At 63.7% G+C, this 14,527-nt stretch carries 15 protein-coding genes; 11 read left to right on the top strand and 4 right to left on the bottom strand.

Going from position 1 to position 14,527, the window contains the following annotated elements; genetic code table 11:
• Nucleotides 1-50 precede the first annotated feature (50 nt).
• Nucleotides 51-293, bottom strand: a complete 243-nt coding sequence (locus G452_RS0101440) for a hypothetical protein (protein ID WP_022660486.1) — start codon at nucleotides 291-293, stop codon at nucleotides 51-53.
• Nucleotides 286-1,428 (bottom strand): hypothetical protein, encoded by a 1,143-nt coding sequence (locus G452_RS0101435; RefSeq protein ID WP_155887473.1) that lies wholly within the window; start codon nucleotides 1,426-1,428, stop codon nucleotides 286-288. Before G452_RS0101435 ends, G452_RS0101440 begins: the two co-directional genes overlap by 8 nt.
• 223 nt (nucleotides 1,429-1,651) lie before the next feature.
• Between G452_RS0101435 and G452_RS0101430 the strand changes: the two genes are divergently transcribed.
• From G452_RS0101430 to G452_RS0101380, 11 genes are all read left to right on the top strand, one after another.
• Nucleotides 1,652-1,999: a DVU0772 family protein gene (locus G452_RS0101430; protein WP_022660484.1), complete on the top strand. Its 348-nt coding sequence runs from the start codon at nucleotides 1,652-1,654 to the stop codon at nucleotides 1,997-1,999.
• Between the two features lie 18 nt (nucleotides 2,000-2,017).
• A complete protein-coding gene (locus G452_RS0101425; RefSeq protein ID WP_027188919.1) occupies nucleotides 2,018-3,361 on the top strand; it encodes a dihydrolipoyl dehydrogenase family protein in 1,344 nt (447 codons plus the stop codon).
• A gap of 153 nt (nucleotides 3,362-3,514) precedes the next feature.
• The gene (locus G452_RS0101420) at nucleotides 3,515-3,844 is read left to right on the top strand and encodes a hypothetical protein (RefSeq protein ID WP_022660482.1); all 330 of its coding nucleotides are present in this window, start codon (nucleotides 3,515-3,517) and stop codon (nucleotides 3,842-3,844) included.
• Between the two features lie 211 nt (nucleotides 3,845-4,055).
• A complete protein-coding gene (gene argJ, locus G452_RS0101415; RefSeq protein WP_022660481.1) occupies nucleotides 4,056-5,240 on the top strand; it encodes a bifunctional glutamate N-acetyltransferase/amino-acid acetyltransferase ArgJ in 1,185 nt (394 codons plus the stop codon).
• Nucleotides 5,241-5,279: 39 nt separating this feature from the next.
• The gene (locus tag G452_RS0101410) at nucleotides 5,280-5,903 is read left to right on the top strand and encodes an HD domain-containing protein (RefSeq protein ID WP_022660480.1); all 624 of its coding nucleotides are present in this window, start codon (nucleotides 5,280-5,282) and stop codon (nucleotides 5,901-5,903) included.
• A gap of 275 nt (nucleotides 5,904-6,178) precedes the next feature.
• Nucleotides 6,179-7,000 (top strand): MlaE family ABC transporter permease, encoded by an 822-nt coding sequence (locus tag G452_RS0101405; protein WP_022660479.1) that lies wholly within the window; start codon nucleotides 6,179-6,181, stop codon nucleotides 6,998-7,000.
• 9 nt (nucleotides 7,001-7,009) lie between these two features.
• Entirely contained in the window at nucleotides 7,010-7,846 is an 837-nt protein-coding gene (locus tag G452_RS0101400; RefSeq protein ID WP_022660478.1) for an ABC transporter ATP-binding protein, read from the top strand.
• Between the two features lie 20 nt (nucleotides 7,847-7,866).
• Nucleotides 7,867-8,352 (top strand): outer membrane lipid asymmetry maintenance protein MlaD, encoded by a 486-nt coding sequence (gene mlaD / locus G452_RS0101395; protein ID WP_022660477.1) that lies wholly within the window; start codon nucleotides 7,867-7,869, stop codon nucleotides 8,350-8,352.
• Nucleotides 8,353-8,386: 34 nt separating this feature from the next.
• Nucleotides 8,387-9,052 carry an MlaC/ttg2D family ABC transporter substrate-binding protein gene (locus G452_RS0101390; protein ID WP_022660476.1) on the top strand — a complete coding sequence of 222 codons (666 nt, stop codon included), beginning with the start codon at nucleotides 8,387-8,389 and terminating at the stop codon, nucleotides 9,050-9,052.
• A gap of 35 nt (nucleotides 9,053-9,087) precedes the next feature.
• Nucleotides 9,088-9,888: an MlaA family lipoprotein gene (locus tag G452_RS0101385; protein ID WP_022660475.1), complete on the top strand. Its 801-nt coding sequence runs from the start codon at nucleotides 9,088-9,090 to the stop codon at nucleotides 9,886-9,888.
• A gap of 2 nt (nucleotides 9,889-9,890) precedes the next feature.
• A complete protein-coding gene (locus G452_RS0101380) occupies nucleotides 9,891-10,385 on the top strand; it encodes a metallophosphoesterase family protein (protein ID WP_022660474.1) in 495 nt (164 codons plus the stop codon).
• Nucleotides 10,386-10,697: 312 nt separating this feature from the next.
• Here the strand turns inward: G452_RS0101380 and G452_RS0101375 are convergent, their stop codons facing one another.
• Together G452_RS0101375 and G452_RS0101370 are read right to left on the bottom strand one after the other, a co-directional pair.
• Nucleotides 10,698-12,545: a SurA N-terminal domain-containing protein gene (locus G452_RS0101375; protein WP_022660473.1), complete on the bottom strand. Its 1,848-nt coding sequence runs from the start codon at nucleotides 12,543-12,545 to the stop codon at nucleotides 10,698-10,700.
• A 37-nt stretch (nucleotides 12,546-12,582) separates the two neighbouring features.
• The gene (locus tag G452_RS0101370; protein WP_022660472.1) at nucleotides 12,583-14,508 is read right to left on the bottom strand and encodes an aconitate hydratase; all 1,926 of its coding nucleotides are present in this window, start codon (nucleotides 14,506-14,508) and stop codon (nucleotides 12,583-12,585) included.
• Nucleotides 14,509-14,527: the final 19 nt, after the last annotated feature.

The following is a 14,527-nucleotide window of genomic DNA, read 5'->3' as shown; positions in this document are numbered from 1 at the left end:
GCCCGCTTCGGTCAATGATAAAACGGGGCGGAATTCCGCCCCGCGTGGATTCATTCACTCTCGTCGTTCTGCTCGGGATCCTTCTTTGGGGTACTGGGCTTCCAAATTTTGCTCAATAGCCCATATATGCCGTTGGTCAGGAATATCACGCCCGCAAGAGCCATGAGCCAGCCAGCCCAGCGGAAGGCCGGAAAGGTGTCAGCCTGGGTAACTGTGCCGCCAATGGCGATCGCTTGACCACAGATGATCATAATTAGTCCAAAAACGATATTGGAATACGTTTGCTTACTCATCGCGTATCTTCTCGTAGATATCTTTTGCGGCATGAATTCCGAAGCCAGTATATCCGGCTTTGCTGACCGGCGGCGGTCCAGGCACATTGTAGCCGACAGCGAGATCGAGGAATTCTGAGGCCGCCTGAACCTTCTCCGGGTTGGCGGCGGCCCAAGTGGTCATGGCCGCGCCCGCCGCTCCGTAGACTTCCTTCGGCGTCAGCCCCATGGCGGTCAGCGCCGCCACCTTGAGTCCGTATTCGCCGAAGGTTTTCAGCCCTTCCTGCATGCGCGGGTCGTTGGCGAACGTGTCCACGGTCTTGGCTACGGCCTCGCGCGCGCCTTTTGAGCCGTCCTTGACGGCTTTAGCCATTCCCTCACGAATTTTCGGGTCGCCGAGCGCATCCCAGGCCTTGCCCGTGGCCTGGCCCGCCGCTTCCATGCCTTTGTCCAGCGCTTGGCCCGCTCCGTTATATATGCGTTCCAGCGGGTTCTTGGCGTTGGATTGTTGCTCGGCCTGTTTCAGCTTGCCTGCGGGCGCTGGATGTTGGTCCTGATTGTTCAGCCAGTATGCAGGATCCGAGAGCAGACTGCCGGGCTTGCGCCATGGCTGGGCGGGCTGCTGCCTCGTCTGGCCGGATTTGCCTTCTTGCGCTGCGTGGCTGTCCGTCGCATAGAGCACTCCGGCGTCCCTGGAAATTCTTTCGTCGCCCCAGATTCCGCCGCTTCCAGGGACGGGCTGACGAAAAACTGTCGGGTTGGATTGCGGAGCGGGCTTCTTGTTCGGGTCGAATCCGTTATCAAGCATCCGCACCACCCCGGACACCAGGTTGGCGGCGGCGTGGCCCGACAGGCCCCGCAGATCGTCATCCGGTTTGCCCTGCGTTCGATTTTCCGGGCAGTTCGCCCCGTCGCACAGCACCACATCCAGAGGGGGCCGCCTGGAGAAGTCCGGAAGGCGGGGCGGATGGTTTTTGGGGATTTCATCCATCACGTACACATCGTCCCGCTTCGGCGGCGCGCCGAAGGGAAAACTGTCCCTCTCCCCGGTCCGGCTGGAGGCTTTTTGCTGGTTCGGGTCCATGAAGCTTTTCATGTACTCCTCTCCCCCATCCTCATACTGGATCCATTTCCTCAAATTTCCTTGACGATACATGAGAGTCCTCCTGGTTTACAACAAGTATGTATAACGTATTTTCGATACCTTCCGGCGCGAGCGTACACCCGGTTTTCCGGACAGGATGAAACAGGAAGGAAAAGGGAAGGGAAAAGGACGAGTTTTCCCTGTTGACGAGGTTGGGAATGGAAGCGTCTTGCGCCGAAGCATTTTTCCATTTACATTCAAAAGACTGGAATAAACTGCGAACAAGGGGGCACCCATGAGCGAAGACGTCTGCCGCCAATGGCTCAACGAGGTCAACTGGGACATGATCCACGAGGACGCCGTGACCATGTACCTGGAGTGGGGCAACAACAACTGGAAGGACGCGCTGCGCCCGCCTGTGGCGGATTCGGACGGCTATTCCATTTATTTCGTGATCGACACCTGGGCCGCGCCCAAGGTGGTGCTCATGCGCATGGACAAGTACGGCTCGACCACGCTCTGCGAGAAGAAGCTGCCCAAGGAGCTGGCCGACGCCTATCTCGAGTCCATCGGCGGGCTCAAGGGCATTCATGAGCTTTCGCCGGAAGTGCGCGCCTGGCTGGAGACGGAACTGGACGCCTAGATGAGGTCGGGAGACAAGATGCGGCAATACGATGCGGTGGTGATCGGCGCCGGCCCGGCCGGGGGCGAGGCGGCCTCGCGGCTGGCCAAGGCGGGGAAATCCGTGGCCATAGTGGAGTCGCGGGGCTATGGCGGTGTCTGCCCGCTGCGGGGCTGCAATCCCAAGAAAGTCCTGCTGGCCGGAGCCGAGGCCGTGGCCACGGCGCAGCACATGCGCACGCGCGGCGTGACCGGGGAGGTCCGCGTGGACTGGGCCGAGCTGCAAGCCTTCAAGCACCTCTTCGTGGGGCCGATTCCGGAGGAGGCGGAAAACCACTACATGGAGCTGGGCGCGGACACCCTGCACGGCCTGGCGCGCTTCACCGGGCCGGACAGCGTGGCCGTGGACGGGCCGGAAGGCGTCGAGGAGCTGCGCGGCGAGCATATTGTGCTCGCGCCGGGCATGGCCCCGCGCGTCCTGAAGATGCCCGGAGCGGAACACCTGCTCATCAGCGACGATTTTCTGGACCTGGAAACCCTGCCCAGGCGGATCGTGTTCATCGGGGGCGGGTTCATCGCCTTCGAGTTCGCGCACATCGCGGCGCGCTGCGGGGCCGAGGTCACGGTGCTCTGCCGCAGCACGCCCCTGAAGCGCTTCGACCCCGTGCTCGTGGACGAGCTGGTGCGGGCCACGCGCGGCGCCGGGGTGGACCTGCGGCTGAACGCGCCGACCCATGGCGTGGAAAAGACTCCGCACGGGCTGCGCGTGCTCTTCGGCGACGGCGAGAGCGTGGAGGCGGACGCCGTCTTCAACGTGGCGGGCCGCGTGCCCGACCTCGCGCCCCTGGACCTGGGCAAGGCAGGGATCGATTCCGGGAAGCAGGGCGTGCTCGTCAACGAGTTCATGCAGTCCGTGTCCAACCCGCGGGTCTACTGCGCGGGCGACGCGGCGGCCACGCCCTTCGCGCTCACTCCCACGGCCACCATCGAGGCGGTGGCCGTCGCGGAGAACATCCTGCACGGCAACCACGTCCAGCCGGAATACGACGGAGTGCCCTTCGTCTGCTTCTCCATCCCGCCCATCGCTTCCTGCGGCGCGCAGGAGCGCGAGCTGAAGGCGCGGGGAGTGGAATACAAGACCGAGTCCCGCGACCTCTCCAAATCCTTTCCGTGGAAGCGTCTGGGCGAGGCCTACGCCAGAAGCAGGGTCTTCGTGGACGAAAAGGGCGACAGAATCCTGGGAGCGCATGTCTTCGGGCACAACGCCGAGGAAATCATCAACCTTTTCGCGCTGGTCATTCGCAACGACATGCGGCTTTCCCAGGTGCGCTCCACGGTCTGGGCCTATCCCACGTGCGGGTACTACCTGAAGTACATGGTCTAGCGCGCCGCGCCGGATCGCCGTTGCGCAGCCTGGGACGCCGCCGAATGTTGCGGATCGGACACGGGAAATTCACCACGGCGTCACGCAGCAAGGGGCGGAACAGGATACTTGGACACGAATATCAACCAGAACACCCCTTGTTGGAGGTATTCCATGTCCGCATGTCCGCAGCCTTTTGCCTGTCCCCAGTGCGTGCTTCGTTCCGCCAACGGCAAGGCCTTCACGCCGAGCGCCGCAGCGGAGGCGGCGGAGCGGTTCGCGGACTGGCCCGCGCAGGGCCGGAACCGGGCCGAAGTGCGCGGTGAGGGCGTGGACCTGCGCCGCGCCGTTCCGAAAAGCTCGCTGCGCTTCTGGTTCTTCGGTTCCCTTGCGCTGCTGGCCGCCTTGTTCTTCCTGCTCGGCGTGGACGGCGCGGAAAAGCGCCTCGACGCGGGGTTTGCCTCGGGAAGCGCTGCCCCTGCCGCCGAGCCGCGCCTGTTCTAGCGCGCTCGCATCCGTTTTCAATCCGTCACGCTTCGCAGCCGGAAGCGGATCGCCCCAGCGGGAGGCGGTCCGCTTTTTCGGCGCGTTCCGGCCCCTTGCATCGGCCCCTTGCTTCGGCCGGTCGCGAAGGACGGATTTTCCGTTTTGTAATGCGTTGCGGAAAGGGATATGTAGACCCACTGAAATCAATCATTCCCGGAGGACTTCCCCGATGATCCATCTGCCCAAGGGCTATGCGTATGCCGTTGCCGCCGCGGGATTCAAGAAAAAAGCCCGTCCCGACCTGGGCCTGATCGTCAGCGAGACCGAGGCCGTCTGCGCAGGCGTGTTCACAACCAATCTTTTCCAGGCCGCCCCCGTGACCGCCTGCCGCGAGGCCCTGGCGGCCCGTCCCCATGCCCGCGCCCTGGTGGTCAACTCCGGCCAGGCCAACGCCTGCACCGGCACGCTGGGCCGGGAGGACTGCGAAGCCGCCCGCGCCATGATCGGCAGGCTCGCCGGGGTGGAACCGCGCGACGTGCTGCCTTCGTCCACGGGCGTGATCGGCCCGCGCCTCAAGCTGGACCTCTGGGAAGCGGCCCTGCCCCTGCTCGGCGAGTCCCTGGGCCAGGCCGGACCGGAGGACGTGGCCAAGGCCATGATGACCACGGACACCCGCCACAAGCTGACCAGCGCCAGCGTGACGCTCTCCGGCGGCGAAGTGCGCCTGCTGGGCATGGCCAAGGGCGCGGGCATGATCGGCCCGAACATGGCCACCATGCTCGCCTTCGTGCTCTGCGACGCCGAGGTGGACCCGCAGTGGTGGCAGGGTCTGCTTTCCCGCGAGGCGGACCGTTCCTTCAACGCCGTCATCGTGGACGGCGACACCAGCACCAACGACACGGCCCTGGCCCTGGCCAACGGCGCTTCCGGGGTCCGGGCCGAGAGCGCCGCGGACCGCGAGCTGCTGGCGCTGGCCGTACGCGACGCGCTCTTCGACCTCGCCTACATGCTGGTGGAGGACGCCGAGGGCGGCACCAAGGTCGCCCGCATTCAGGTTTCCGGAGCGAAAAGCGACGCGGACGCCGAGCTGGTGGCCCGCGCCGTGGGCACGTCGCCCCTGGTCAAGACGGCGCTTTTCGGCGAGGACGCCAACTGGGGCCGGGTGGTCTGCGCGGCGGGACGCAGCGGGGCGAGCTTCGATCCCGAACGCCTGACCCTGCGCTTCGGCGAGGTGCTCGTCTTTGCCCAGGGCCGGCCCGAATCCGGCGACCTGGACGCGCTGCTCGGCCCGGTGATGAAGGAGCCCGAAGTGCCCATCCTCATCGACCTGGGCGCGGGCGACGGCTTTTTCGAGGTGCTGGCCTCGGACCTGACCCGCGACTACGTGTCCATCAACGCGGACTACCGCAGTTGAGGAAGAGTTTTTTCGAGGAACCGATGCAAAGAAGGATTCATGTCTGACGAAGCGGTCAAGAATTTCACCGGCAGAAGCCGCACGACGCGGCTCGCGGACCTGGTTTTCGAGGCCGGAATGCTCCGGCGGACGCCGCGCAGCGGGTACCAGTTTCTGGGCACGGGCCAGGAGAACGTTGCCGAGCACAGCTTCCGCACGGCCATGATCGGCTGGATGCTGGCGAAGCTCGCCGGGGCGGACTCTGGACGCGTGGCCGTGATGTGCCTGTTCCACGACCTGCACGAGGCGCGCACCGGCGATTTCAACTACGTGAACAAGATGTACGACGAAAGCCGCGACACGGACGCGCTGCGTCACGCGCTCAGCGGCACGGGCCTGGAAGAGGACGTGCTGCCCCTCTGGGAGGAGCTGGAAGCCACGGAGAGCCTGGAGGCGAAGCTGGCCCAGGACGCGGACCAGATCGACTTCATCGCCAATCTCAAGGAACAGCTCGACCTGGGCAACAAATACGCGGGCGACTGGATCGGCCCGGCCCTGGAGCGGCTGCGCACGGACGAGGGCCGCGAGCTGGCCCGCAGCGTGGTCGAGACGGACCACAAGGACTGGTGGTTTCGCGGGCCGGACCGGGACTGGTGGGCGAGCAAGAACGGGGGGCGGCGCTGAAGCCGCCTTTGCCCTCCCCGGAACTTTTCCCGTCCGTTTTTACCGTTTCTGCGAAGGGTAAGGTCATGGCGTAGGGGATTCCCCCGGGTCTGTGTGAATCCCACAACTGGTGCCGCCTAAAAGGAATTCCCTTGCCGTTTCGCAGCGCGTCATGTAGACACCTGGATATAATTGGAACCGCTTCTGGTTTCAGGCTATTTTGAAAGGAAAGGCTGTCCGGCGCTTTTGCGCTGACATGCCGGACATTTCGTTTTTCGGCGGGAGGGGCGAAAAACATGAACCATCAGGATGCCACGCAAGGCTCCGGCGGAGCGCTCGCGCCGCTGACTCTCCTTGGCTCGAAGGCCCTGGAGTTTTTCAGCGAGATGGGAGCCATGTTTCTCTTCTTTCTGCACGCCTTCCAGCTGATCTTCTCCTCCTGGGGACAGTTCCCCAAGATCGTTCGTCAGATCTACTTCATCGGCGTCAAATCCATCAGCGTCATCGCCCTGATCGGCCTGTTCACGGGCATGGTCATGGGCATGCAGCTGTATTTCGCGCTCTCCCTTTTCGGGGCGGACGGATTCCTCGGCACGGGCGTGGCCCTGTCCATGGTCCGCGAGCTGGCCCCGGTGCTCACGGCCATCATGGTCACGGGACGCGCCGGTTCGGCCATGACCGCGGAAATCGGGGTCATGCGCATCTCGGAGCAGATCGACGCCCTGGAGATCATGGGCATCAACCCCATGAGCTATCTGGTCAGCCCGAAGATGGCCGCGTCCATCGTCAGCTTCCCCATCCTGACCAGCTTCTTCAACCTTATCGCCCTGTTCGGCGGCTGGCTCACGGGCGTTCTCCTGCTCGGCGCCAACGAAGGCGTCTATTTCTACCGCGTGCAGCAGTCCCTGGAATGGGACGACATTTCCGGCGGCTTTCTCAAGGCGCTGGTTTTCGGCATCGTTGTCTGCACCGTGAGCTGCTACCAGGGCTACTTCACGCATTTGCGCAAGGACGGGGTCGGCCCGGAAGGCGTCAGCCAGGCCACGACCCAGGCGGTGGTCATGAGCTGCGTGCTCGTGCTCATGTCCGATTACATCCTGACCTCGCTGCTCTGGTAGGTGGATGCGATGAACGCCAACCGCAACGACATCCGGCTGACGAACCTGACCGTGGGCTACGGCGACAAAGCCGTCGTCAGCAATGTGAACGTGACCCTGCCCGCGGGGAAGATCAGCGTCATCCTCGGCGGCTCCGGCTGCGGCAAGTCCACGCTCATCAAGCACATCCTGCGGCTGCACGATCCCATTGAGGGCGAAATCCACATCGGCAGCCACAACATCATGAACCTGAGCCGCAAGGCCTGGGCCTGTCTCAAGCTGCAACTGGGCCTGCTCTTCCAGGACGGCGCGCTGCTCGGCTCCATGACCCTGGCGGACAACGTGGCCCTGCCCCTGCGCGAGCACACCCGGCTCAAACCCAAGGAAGCATACGAGCTGGCCGCTTCCAAGCTCGCCCTCGTGGGCCTGGAAGACTACGCCGAGCTGTATCCGAACCAGCTTTCCGGGGGCATGCGCAAGCGGGCCGGCCTGGCCAGGGCCTTGATCATGGACCCGGCCATTCTCTTCTGCGACGAGCCCACCTCCGGACTGGACCCGATCAACTCCGCCGAGCTGGACCAGCTCCTGCTGGAACTGAAGCAGCGGTTCGACATCACCGTCGTCGTGGTCAGCCACGACCTCGCCAGCATGCGGACCATCGCGGATCATGTCGTGGTCCTGGGCGAGGGGCGCGTGCTTTTCGACGGCACGCGCGACGAGCTGGAGGCCACGGAAGATGAGTACCTGCGGCGTTTCCTGGACCGGATCGCCAAGTCGAGGAGCGCGCCGAGGCTGAGCACGCAGCGGCTCGACCCCGCCCTGCTGAAGATGAATTGCTCCGAGCTGCTCGCTTCGGAGAATGGTTAACGAGGAAGGGATTGCCAGACATGTCCAAAATCAAAAAATATTCACGGGAAACAGCGGTCGGCGTCTTCGTCTTCGTCGGCCTGCTCTGCATCGCGTACATGAGCGTCAAACTCGGCAACGTGAAACTCTTTTCCAACGAGTATTACACCATTTCCGCCGTGTTCACCAAGATCACGGGCCTGAAGGTCAACGCCCCCGTATCCATGTACGGCGTGGAAGTCGGCTACGTCGAGAAGATCGACCTGGACCTGGAAGGCAAAGAGACCAACAACGTGCCCGTGGCCGTGGTCACCATGGCCGTCCGCAAGGATTACCGCATCGACGACGAGGCCGTGGCTTCGATCAAGACCAGCGGGCTCATCGGCGACAAGTTCGTGGACATCGCCCTGGGCCTCGGCACCGAGCCGCTCCAGGACGGAGCCGTGATCTACGACACCAACCCCGCCATCGACCTGGAAGACCTCATCAGCAAGTTCGCCATGTCCGACAGCGGCGGCGGGAAGTGAAGAAATATTGCATTCGGGAGGAAGGACTACAACAATGAAACGCATCATCATGCTTCTGGTGCTGCTGGGTACGCTTGTCGCATCGACCGGCGTCGCCAGAGCCGAAACTCCTACGGAAACGCTGAAGGCCGGGCTGGACAGCTTGCTTGCCATCCTGCAGGATCCAAGCTATGACACAAGTCATGGTATATCCCAGGAGCATCTGGATGCCATGCGGAACGCCGTTCACCAGTTCTTCGACTTCCGGGAACTGACCAAGCGGGCCGTGGGCAGACCCTGGCTGAACTTTACGGACAAGCAGCGCGACGACCTGACGGCCGTTTTCACGCAGCTTCTGGAAAAGACGTACCTGAAGAAGTTGAACACCGAGTACCTGAAGGAACTTGCGGCGTTCAAGAAAGAGTCCATCTCTTTCCTCGACGAGCAGGTCAAGGGCAACAAGGCCATGGTCTACACCCGCCTTCAGCTTACGGACAAGCCGCTCGACGTCAACTTCCGGCTCATTGAACGCGATGGCAGGTGGTGGGCTTACGACGTGATCGGGGAAGGTCTCACCCTCCTCGGCATCTACCAGGACGAGTTCAAGAACGTCCTGATCGACAAGTCCCCGGAAGACCTGATCGAAATCCTCAAGGAAAAGATCAGGGCCATCGACGAGAAAAAAGACGCAACCACCGCTGCAGAGGCCCCGGCGTCCTGAGCGGAACAGTTCATACACTTGCGAGGGTGACAGGAATGAATCGGAAACATCTGAGCGCACTGCTTCTGCTGGCCGCCATGGCCCTCTTGGCCGTGCCGGCGCTGGCCCTGGAAGACGCCCGCCCCACGGAAGTAGCCCAGTGGGACTACAATTCCGGCGGCGAGTTCGACGAGGCTTTCGACGCCCAGGGCAACACCCCGGCGGCAGAAGGCGACATCGTGGACCGCACCCCCGATCCCTTCGAGGGCTGGAACCGCTTCTGGTTCCAGTTCAACGACAAGCTGTATTTCTACATGCTCAAGCCCGTTGCCCAGGGATACGCCTACGTCATCCCCGAGCGGCCGCGCAAGTGGGTCGAGAACTTCTTCACCAACCTGATGTTCCCGGTCCGCTTCGTCAACTGCGTGCTGCAAGGCAAGCTTTCCTCCGCGGGCATGGAGACCTCCAAGTTCATCGCCAACACCGCCTTCGGCCTCGGCGGACTCGGAAACGTCGCGGGCGACATGAAGCCCGTGCGTCCCACTCCTCCGGGCGACGAAGACCTCGGACAGACCTTCGGCGCATGGGGCATGGGCAACGGCGCGTATCTGGTCTGGCCCTTCCTCGGACCCAGCTCCGTGCGCGACACCGCCGGATACGTCGGCGACTACTTCGTGACCCCCACCAGCTACCTGAACCCCTGGTACTGGTCCATGGCCGCCAAGACCTATGAAAAGGTCAACTACGTCTCCCGCCGCATCGGCGATTACGAAGACATCAAGGAAGGCGCCATCGACCCCTACGTGACCTTCAAGAGCGCCTACCTGCGCTACCGGGCCAAGAAGGTTTCCAAGTAGCCGTGAAGTCCGCAACCATCGCTGTCATCTCAGACACACACATGAACCAGCCTCCGGGCTGGTTCTTGCGTGTGTATGAGCAGTACCTCGCACCCGCCCACGCCGTGCTGCATTGCGGCGACATCACCGGTCCCGCCACCTACCACGAGCTTTGCAGGCACCCCCGCTTTCACGCCGTGCTGGGCAACTGCGACTGGGATCCGAACCTCTCCAACGATCTCCCGCCCATGCTCCGCCTTGAACTGCTCGGCCTGCGCATCGGCATGGCCCACGGCTGGGGCAGCCGCTCCAGCGTGCCGCTACGCGTGGCCGAAGCCTTTGGCCCGGAATTCGACCTGATCTGTTTCGGACACACCCACCAGCAATACTGGTCCGACGAGTTCGGGCCGCAAATGCTTAATCCTGGCTCCCTCGGCGAATTCGGCTCCCTTGCGCTCGTGACCGTTGCGCCCGGAAAAGCCCTGTCCTGCGAGTTCGTCACGGTTTTCACCGACTAGCCCTCCGCGAAAGCAAGTCTTGCCTCCGGCGGCCAAAGGGCCCACGGCCCTCTGGACTCCCTTTCTGCGCCGAATTCCGTTGCTGCGCACCGAGATTCGGCGCGGTGGCTGCGGCTTGACCCGGTGGCGTCCGCGTTCACTCTTGCCCTGTCCTGCGGTGAAGAGATGCCTCCGAAAAAAGAAAAAATAGCGAGCGGCGGGAGCTGCGAGAGTTGAAAGTTTTGGGGGAAGGGGTTTCCCCCTGGTCGCCGAAGGCAAAAAAAGAAGCCCTTGTTTCCAAGGGCTTCTTTAATAATCACGAAAAGCGCGGGACTAGTTGAGCAGGTCGGGCCGGACCAGTTCCACGGCGCCCTTGGCGTTGGCGCGCTCGAACAGGGAGTTGTTCACGGCCTGGTACATCTCGCGGCGGTAGATTTCCAGAGCGGCCTGGGCCCAGCCCTGCTTCTGCTGCTGCCAGAGTTCCTCGGATGCGGGCAGGGTTTCCTTGAGCCGGGCGACCACATAGCCGTTGGCCGAGGAGTAGGGCGTGGGCAGCCACTGTCCGGGCTTGGCGGTGAAGGCGTCACTGGTCAGCTTGGGATCGACCTGAAGCCCGGCGATCTGGCCGGAACGGACGAACGGCTCGGTTTCCTTGAGTTTCGGCGCATACGTCGCCAGGACGTCGCCCTGGCCCTTTGCGCCTTCGACGAGCACTTCCTGCGCCTTTTCCAGAGCGAGCTCCTGGGCCTTGGCGCGGCGGATCTCCACGTCGATCTGCTGCCGGACCTGTTCCAGGGGCATGACGGTTTCGGGCAGATCGTCGATCTTGCTGGCCACGAGGTAGCCGCCGTTGCCGATCTTGAGCGGGGTCTTGGTGGTGTTGCCGTCCATGAGCGTCATCAGCGTGTCCGCGGCTTCGGCATTGAGGCCGAACTCTTCCACGAGCTGCTCGCGGGTCATGGGTCCGGTTTCCTTGACGGCCAGCTCCAGGTTCTCGGCGATCTGGGGCAGCTTCACGCCCTGGTTCATCTGCGAGATGGTCTCGTCGAGCTTGTCGCCGAGGATCTTGGCGGCCTTTTCCTGGGCGATGCGGTCCACGATGATGGGCTTGGCCTCTTCAAGGCTCATCTGGCGGGGAAGCTCCACGTCCACGAGCTGGACGAGATTCAATCCGGCCTGGGTGATGATCGGGCGGCTGATGGTGTTCTTTTCCATGCCTGCGAGAGCCTGGGCCAGTTCGTCGGGCATTTCCGCCGGAGACATCCAGATGGGCTCGCCGGGAGCGGTGTCGCCGGGAAGGGCGAAGCGCTTGGCCAGGCTGGCGAAGTCCTCGCCCTGGGCCAGCCGCTTCTGGATCTCGGCCATGCTCTTCTGGATCGCGTTCACGTCCTCCTGGGTGGGAGTTTCGCCCACGGGCAGGAGAATGTGGCGGAATTCATAGCGCTTCTGGCTGACCAGGGTGGCGCCGGCGGTCTCGTAATAGTCCTGCACTTCCTGGTCCGTGACTTCCTGTCCGGGCGCGAGCGCGGCCGGGGTGAAGGCCACGTATTCGAAGTTGGCCTTGGCGGGCTCGGTGAAGCGCGCCTGATTCTTTTCGTAATACGCCTGGGCCTCGTCGTCGTGCGATTCGGTCTGGGCGAAGAAGTCCGCGGGGCTGATGACGGTGTATTCGACCACGGCCTGCTCGTTCTGCCAGAGGAACAGGGAGCGGATTTCCGGTTCGCTGGGCTGCGCGGGCAGGGCGGCGAAACGGTTGAACTTGCCGAGCAGCAGCTTCACGCGCTCGTTTTCCTCGAAGCGTTCGGGCTTGCCGCCGACAAGGGCCTTGTAGCGGTCCATGTCGAAAACGCCGTTGGTCTGAAACTGGGGGTTGCTGTTGATGTCGCGCACCAGTTCCGCGTCCGACACCGTGATGCCGTTCGCTTTGGCGACCTGCTCCATGAGGAGCATGTTGACCATCTGGAAGAGCACGGAGCGCTTGGCGTCCGGCTCCTGGTTGGCCGTTCTCGGCAGGAGTCGCTGGAAGTCGTCCACGGCGATGGGGTCGCCGTTGACGTAGGCAACCACGGTTTCGGAATCACCCTGGGGCGAAGTGAAAGTGAAGATGAACGCCAGTATGATGATGCCGAAGAGGAGCTTGATGACCCAACTCTGGGCATTTTCTCGCATTTTGTCGAGCATGGGTGAGACCTCGGTGCGTGTTTTACGTTTTCCGGCCTTAGGCGCGGTCGGAGGCGCGAACGTAGTTGAGAAGGCCGCCTGCCTTGATAATATCCAGTTCCTTTTCCGTCAAATCATTTGTCACTTCAACAGGCTCGGCGTCCTGGAGCGTCATTTCGCACCTGCCTCCGGGTTGGATCGAAGCGGTCTCGATGCTCAGCACGGAGTTTTCTCCAATGCGGTCGTAGTCTTCGGGATTGACCAGCAGCAGGGGCAGGATGCCGAAGTTGACGAGGTTGGCTCGGTGGATGCGTGCCAGGGACTTGACGATCACGGCGCGCACGCCGAGGTGGCGCGGTCCCAGGGCCGCGTGTTCGCGGCTGGAGCCCTGGCCGTAGTTCTCGCCGCCGAGGATGAACCCGGACCCGGCTTCGCGCATGCGGCCCACGAACCCTTCGTCCACACGGCTGAAGATGTATTCGCTGATGGCCGGAATGTTGGATCGCAGGGCCGTGATCTGGGCTCCGGCGGGCAGGATGTGGTCCGTGGTGATGTCGTCGCCGACCTTGAGCTTGACCGCGGCGCGCACGGTCGCGGGCAGCGGCTCGAAGCGCTCCAGGGCCACGATGTTCGGTCCGCGCAGGATTTCGACGCCGTCGCCGTTTTCCGGAGGGAAGATGAAGAGATGACGGATGCTGGGCGCGCTCGCGGGCAGCTCCACGCGCTGCGGGGCCGGGCCCCATTCGGCCGGATCCGTGAATTTCCCGGCCAGGGCGAGGTTCACGGCGGTCTGGGCGCTGGCCAGATAGACCTGCGCGTCCTTGGTGCCGGAGCGTCCCTCGAAGTTGCGGTTGAAGGTGCGCACGGAAACGCCCGCGCTCACGGGGGAGCCGCCCATGCCGATGCACGGCCCGCAGGAGCATTCCAGCAGGCGCGCGCCCGCGTCGAGCAGCGGTTCCACGAGGCCCTCGGCCGCGAGCATCTTGAGCACCTGCTTGGAGCCGGGAGAGATGAGCAGGTCGGTTTCGGGCGGAAGCTGCCGACCGGCCAGCACCTGGGCCGTGGTCTTCATGTCGGCGTAGGAGGAGTTGGTGCAGGAGCCGATGGCCACCTGGCTCACGGGCAGTCCGGCCAGCTCGCGCACGGGAACCACGCGGTCGGGCATGTGCGGCTGGGCCACCAGGGGCTCCAGGGCCGAAAGATCGATTTCCACGGTTTCGTCGTATTCCGCGTCCGCGTCCGCGACCAGCTCGCTCCACTCGTCCTCGCGGCCCATGACCTTGAAGAACTCGCGGGTGCGTTCGTCCGAGGGGAAGATGGACGTGGTGGCTCCCAGCTCCGCGCCCATGTTGGTGATGGTGGCGCGCTCCGGCACGGTCAGCGTGGCCACGCCCGGCCCGGCGAATTCAAAGACCTTGCCCACGCCGCCCTTGACGGTCAGTCGCCGCAACAGTTCGAGAATGACGTCCTTGCCCGCTGCCCAGCCCTGGAGACGGCCCGTGAGCAGCACGCGCACGACCTTGGGCATGGAGATGAAATACGGCTCGCCGGCCATGCCCAGGGCCACGGAAAGCCCGCCCGCGCCCATGGCCAGGCTGCCCACGCCGCCCGCGGTGGGGGTGTGGGAGTCGGAGCCGATCAGGGTCTTGCCGGGACGCGCGAAATTTTCCAGGTGCAGTTGGTGGCAGATGCCCGTGCCCGGAGGCGAGAAGACCACGCCGTAGCGCGCGGCCACGGTGCGCAGATAGCGGTGGTCGTCCGGGTTGCGGAAGCCCATCTGGAGCGTGTTGTGGTCCACGTAGCTGACGGAAAGCTCGGTGCGCACGCGGTCGAGCCCGATGGCCTCGAACTGGAGATAGGCCATGGTGCCGGTGGCATCCTGGGTCAGGGTCTGGTCGATGCGCAGGCCGATTTCGCTGCCGGGGGTCATTTCCCCGCTGAGCAGGTGAGCGCCGATGATCTTTCTGGTGATGTTCTGGCCCATGTGAATCCTCGGGAGTCCC

The sequence above is a fragment of the Paucidesulfovibrio longus DSM 6739 genome (assembly GCF_000420485.1).
GTDB classification, from domain to species: Bacteria; Desulfobacterota; Desulfovibrionia; order Desulfovibrionales; family Desulfovibrionaceae; genus Paucidesulfovibrio; species Paucidesulfovibrio longus.
Note: the sequence above shows the minus strand (reverse complement) of the source record. Positions and strands in the feature narration are given on the sequence as shown.

Coding starts and splice junctions, on each gene's coding strand:
- G452_RS0101440 (WP_022660486.1), bottom strand. CDS start 293: ATGAGTAAGCAAACGTATTCCAATATCGTTTTTGGACTAATTATGATC.
- G452_RS0101435 (WP_155887473.1), bottom strand. CDS start 1,428: ATGTATCGTCAAGGAAATTTGAGGAAATGGATCCAGTATGAGGATGGG.
- G452_RS0101430 (WP_022660484.1), top strand. CDS start 1,652: ATGAGCGAAGACGTCTGCCGCCAATGGCTCAACGAGGTCAACTGGGAC.
- G452_RS0101425 (WP_027188919.1), top strand. CDS start 2,018: ATGCGGCAATACGATGCGGTGGTGATCGGCGCCGGCCCGGCCGGGGGC.
- G452_RS0101420 (WP_022660482.1), top strand. CDS start 3,515: ATGTCCGCATGTCCGCAGCCTTTTGCCTGTCCCCAGTGCGTGCTTCGT.
- argJ (WP_022660481.1), top strand. CDS start 4,056: ATGATCCATCTGCCCAAGGGCTATGCGTATGCCGTTGCCGCCGCGGGA.
- G452_RS0101410 (WP_022660480.1), top strand. CDS start 5,280: ATGTCTGACGAAGCGGTCAAGAATTTCACCGGCAGAAGCCGCACGACG.
- G452_RS0101405 (WP_022660479.1), top strand. CDS start 6,179: ATGAACCATCAGGATGCCACGCAAGGCTCCGGCGGAGCGCTCGCGCCG.
- G452_RS0101400 (WP_022660478.1), top strand. CDS start 7,010: ATGAACGCCAACCGCAACGACATCCGGCTGACGAACCTGACCGTGGGC.
- mlaD (WP_022660477.1), top strand. CDS start 7,867: ATGTCCAAAATCAAAAAATATTCACGGGAAACAGCGGTCGGCGTCTTC.
- G452_RS0101390 (WP_022660476.1), top strand. CDS start 8,387: ATGAAACGCATCATCATGCTTCTGGTGCTGCTGGGTACGCTTGTCGCA.
- G452_RS0101385 (WP_022660475.1), top strand. CDS start 9,088: ATGAATCGGAAACATCTGAGCGCACTGCTTCTGCTGGCCGCCATGGCC.
- G452_RS0101375 (WP_022660473.1), bottom strand. CDS start 12,545: ATGCTCGACAAAATGCGAGAAAATGCCCAGAGTTGGGTCATCAAGCTC.
- G452_RS0101370 (WP_022660472.1), bottom strand. CDS start 14,508: ATGGGCCAGAACATCACCAGAAAGATCATCGGCGCTCACCTGCTCAGC.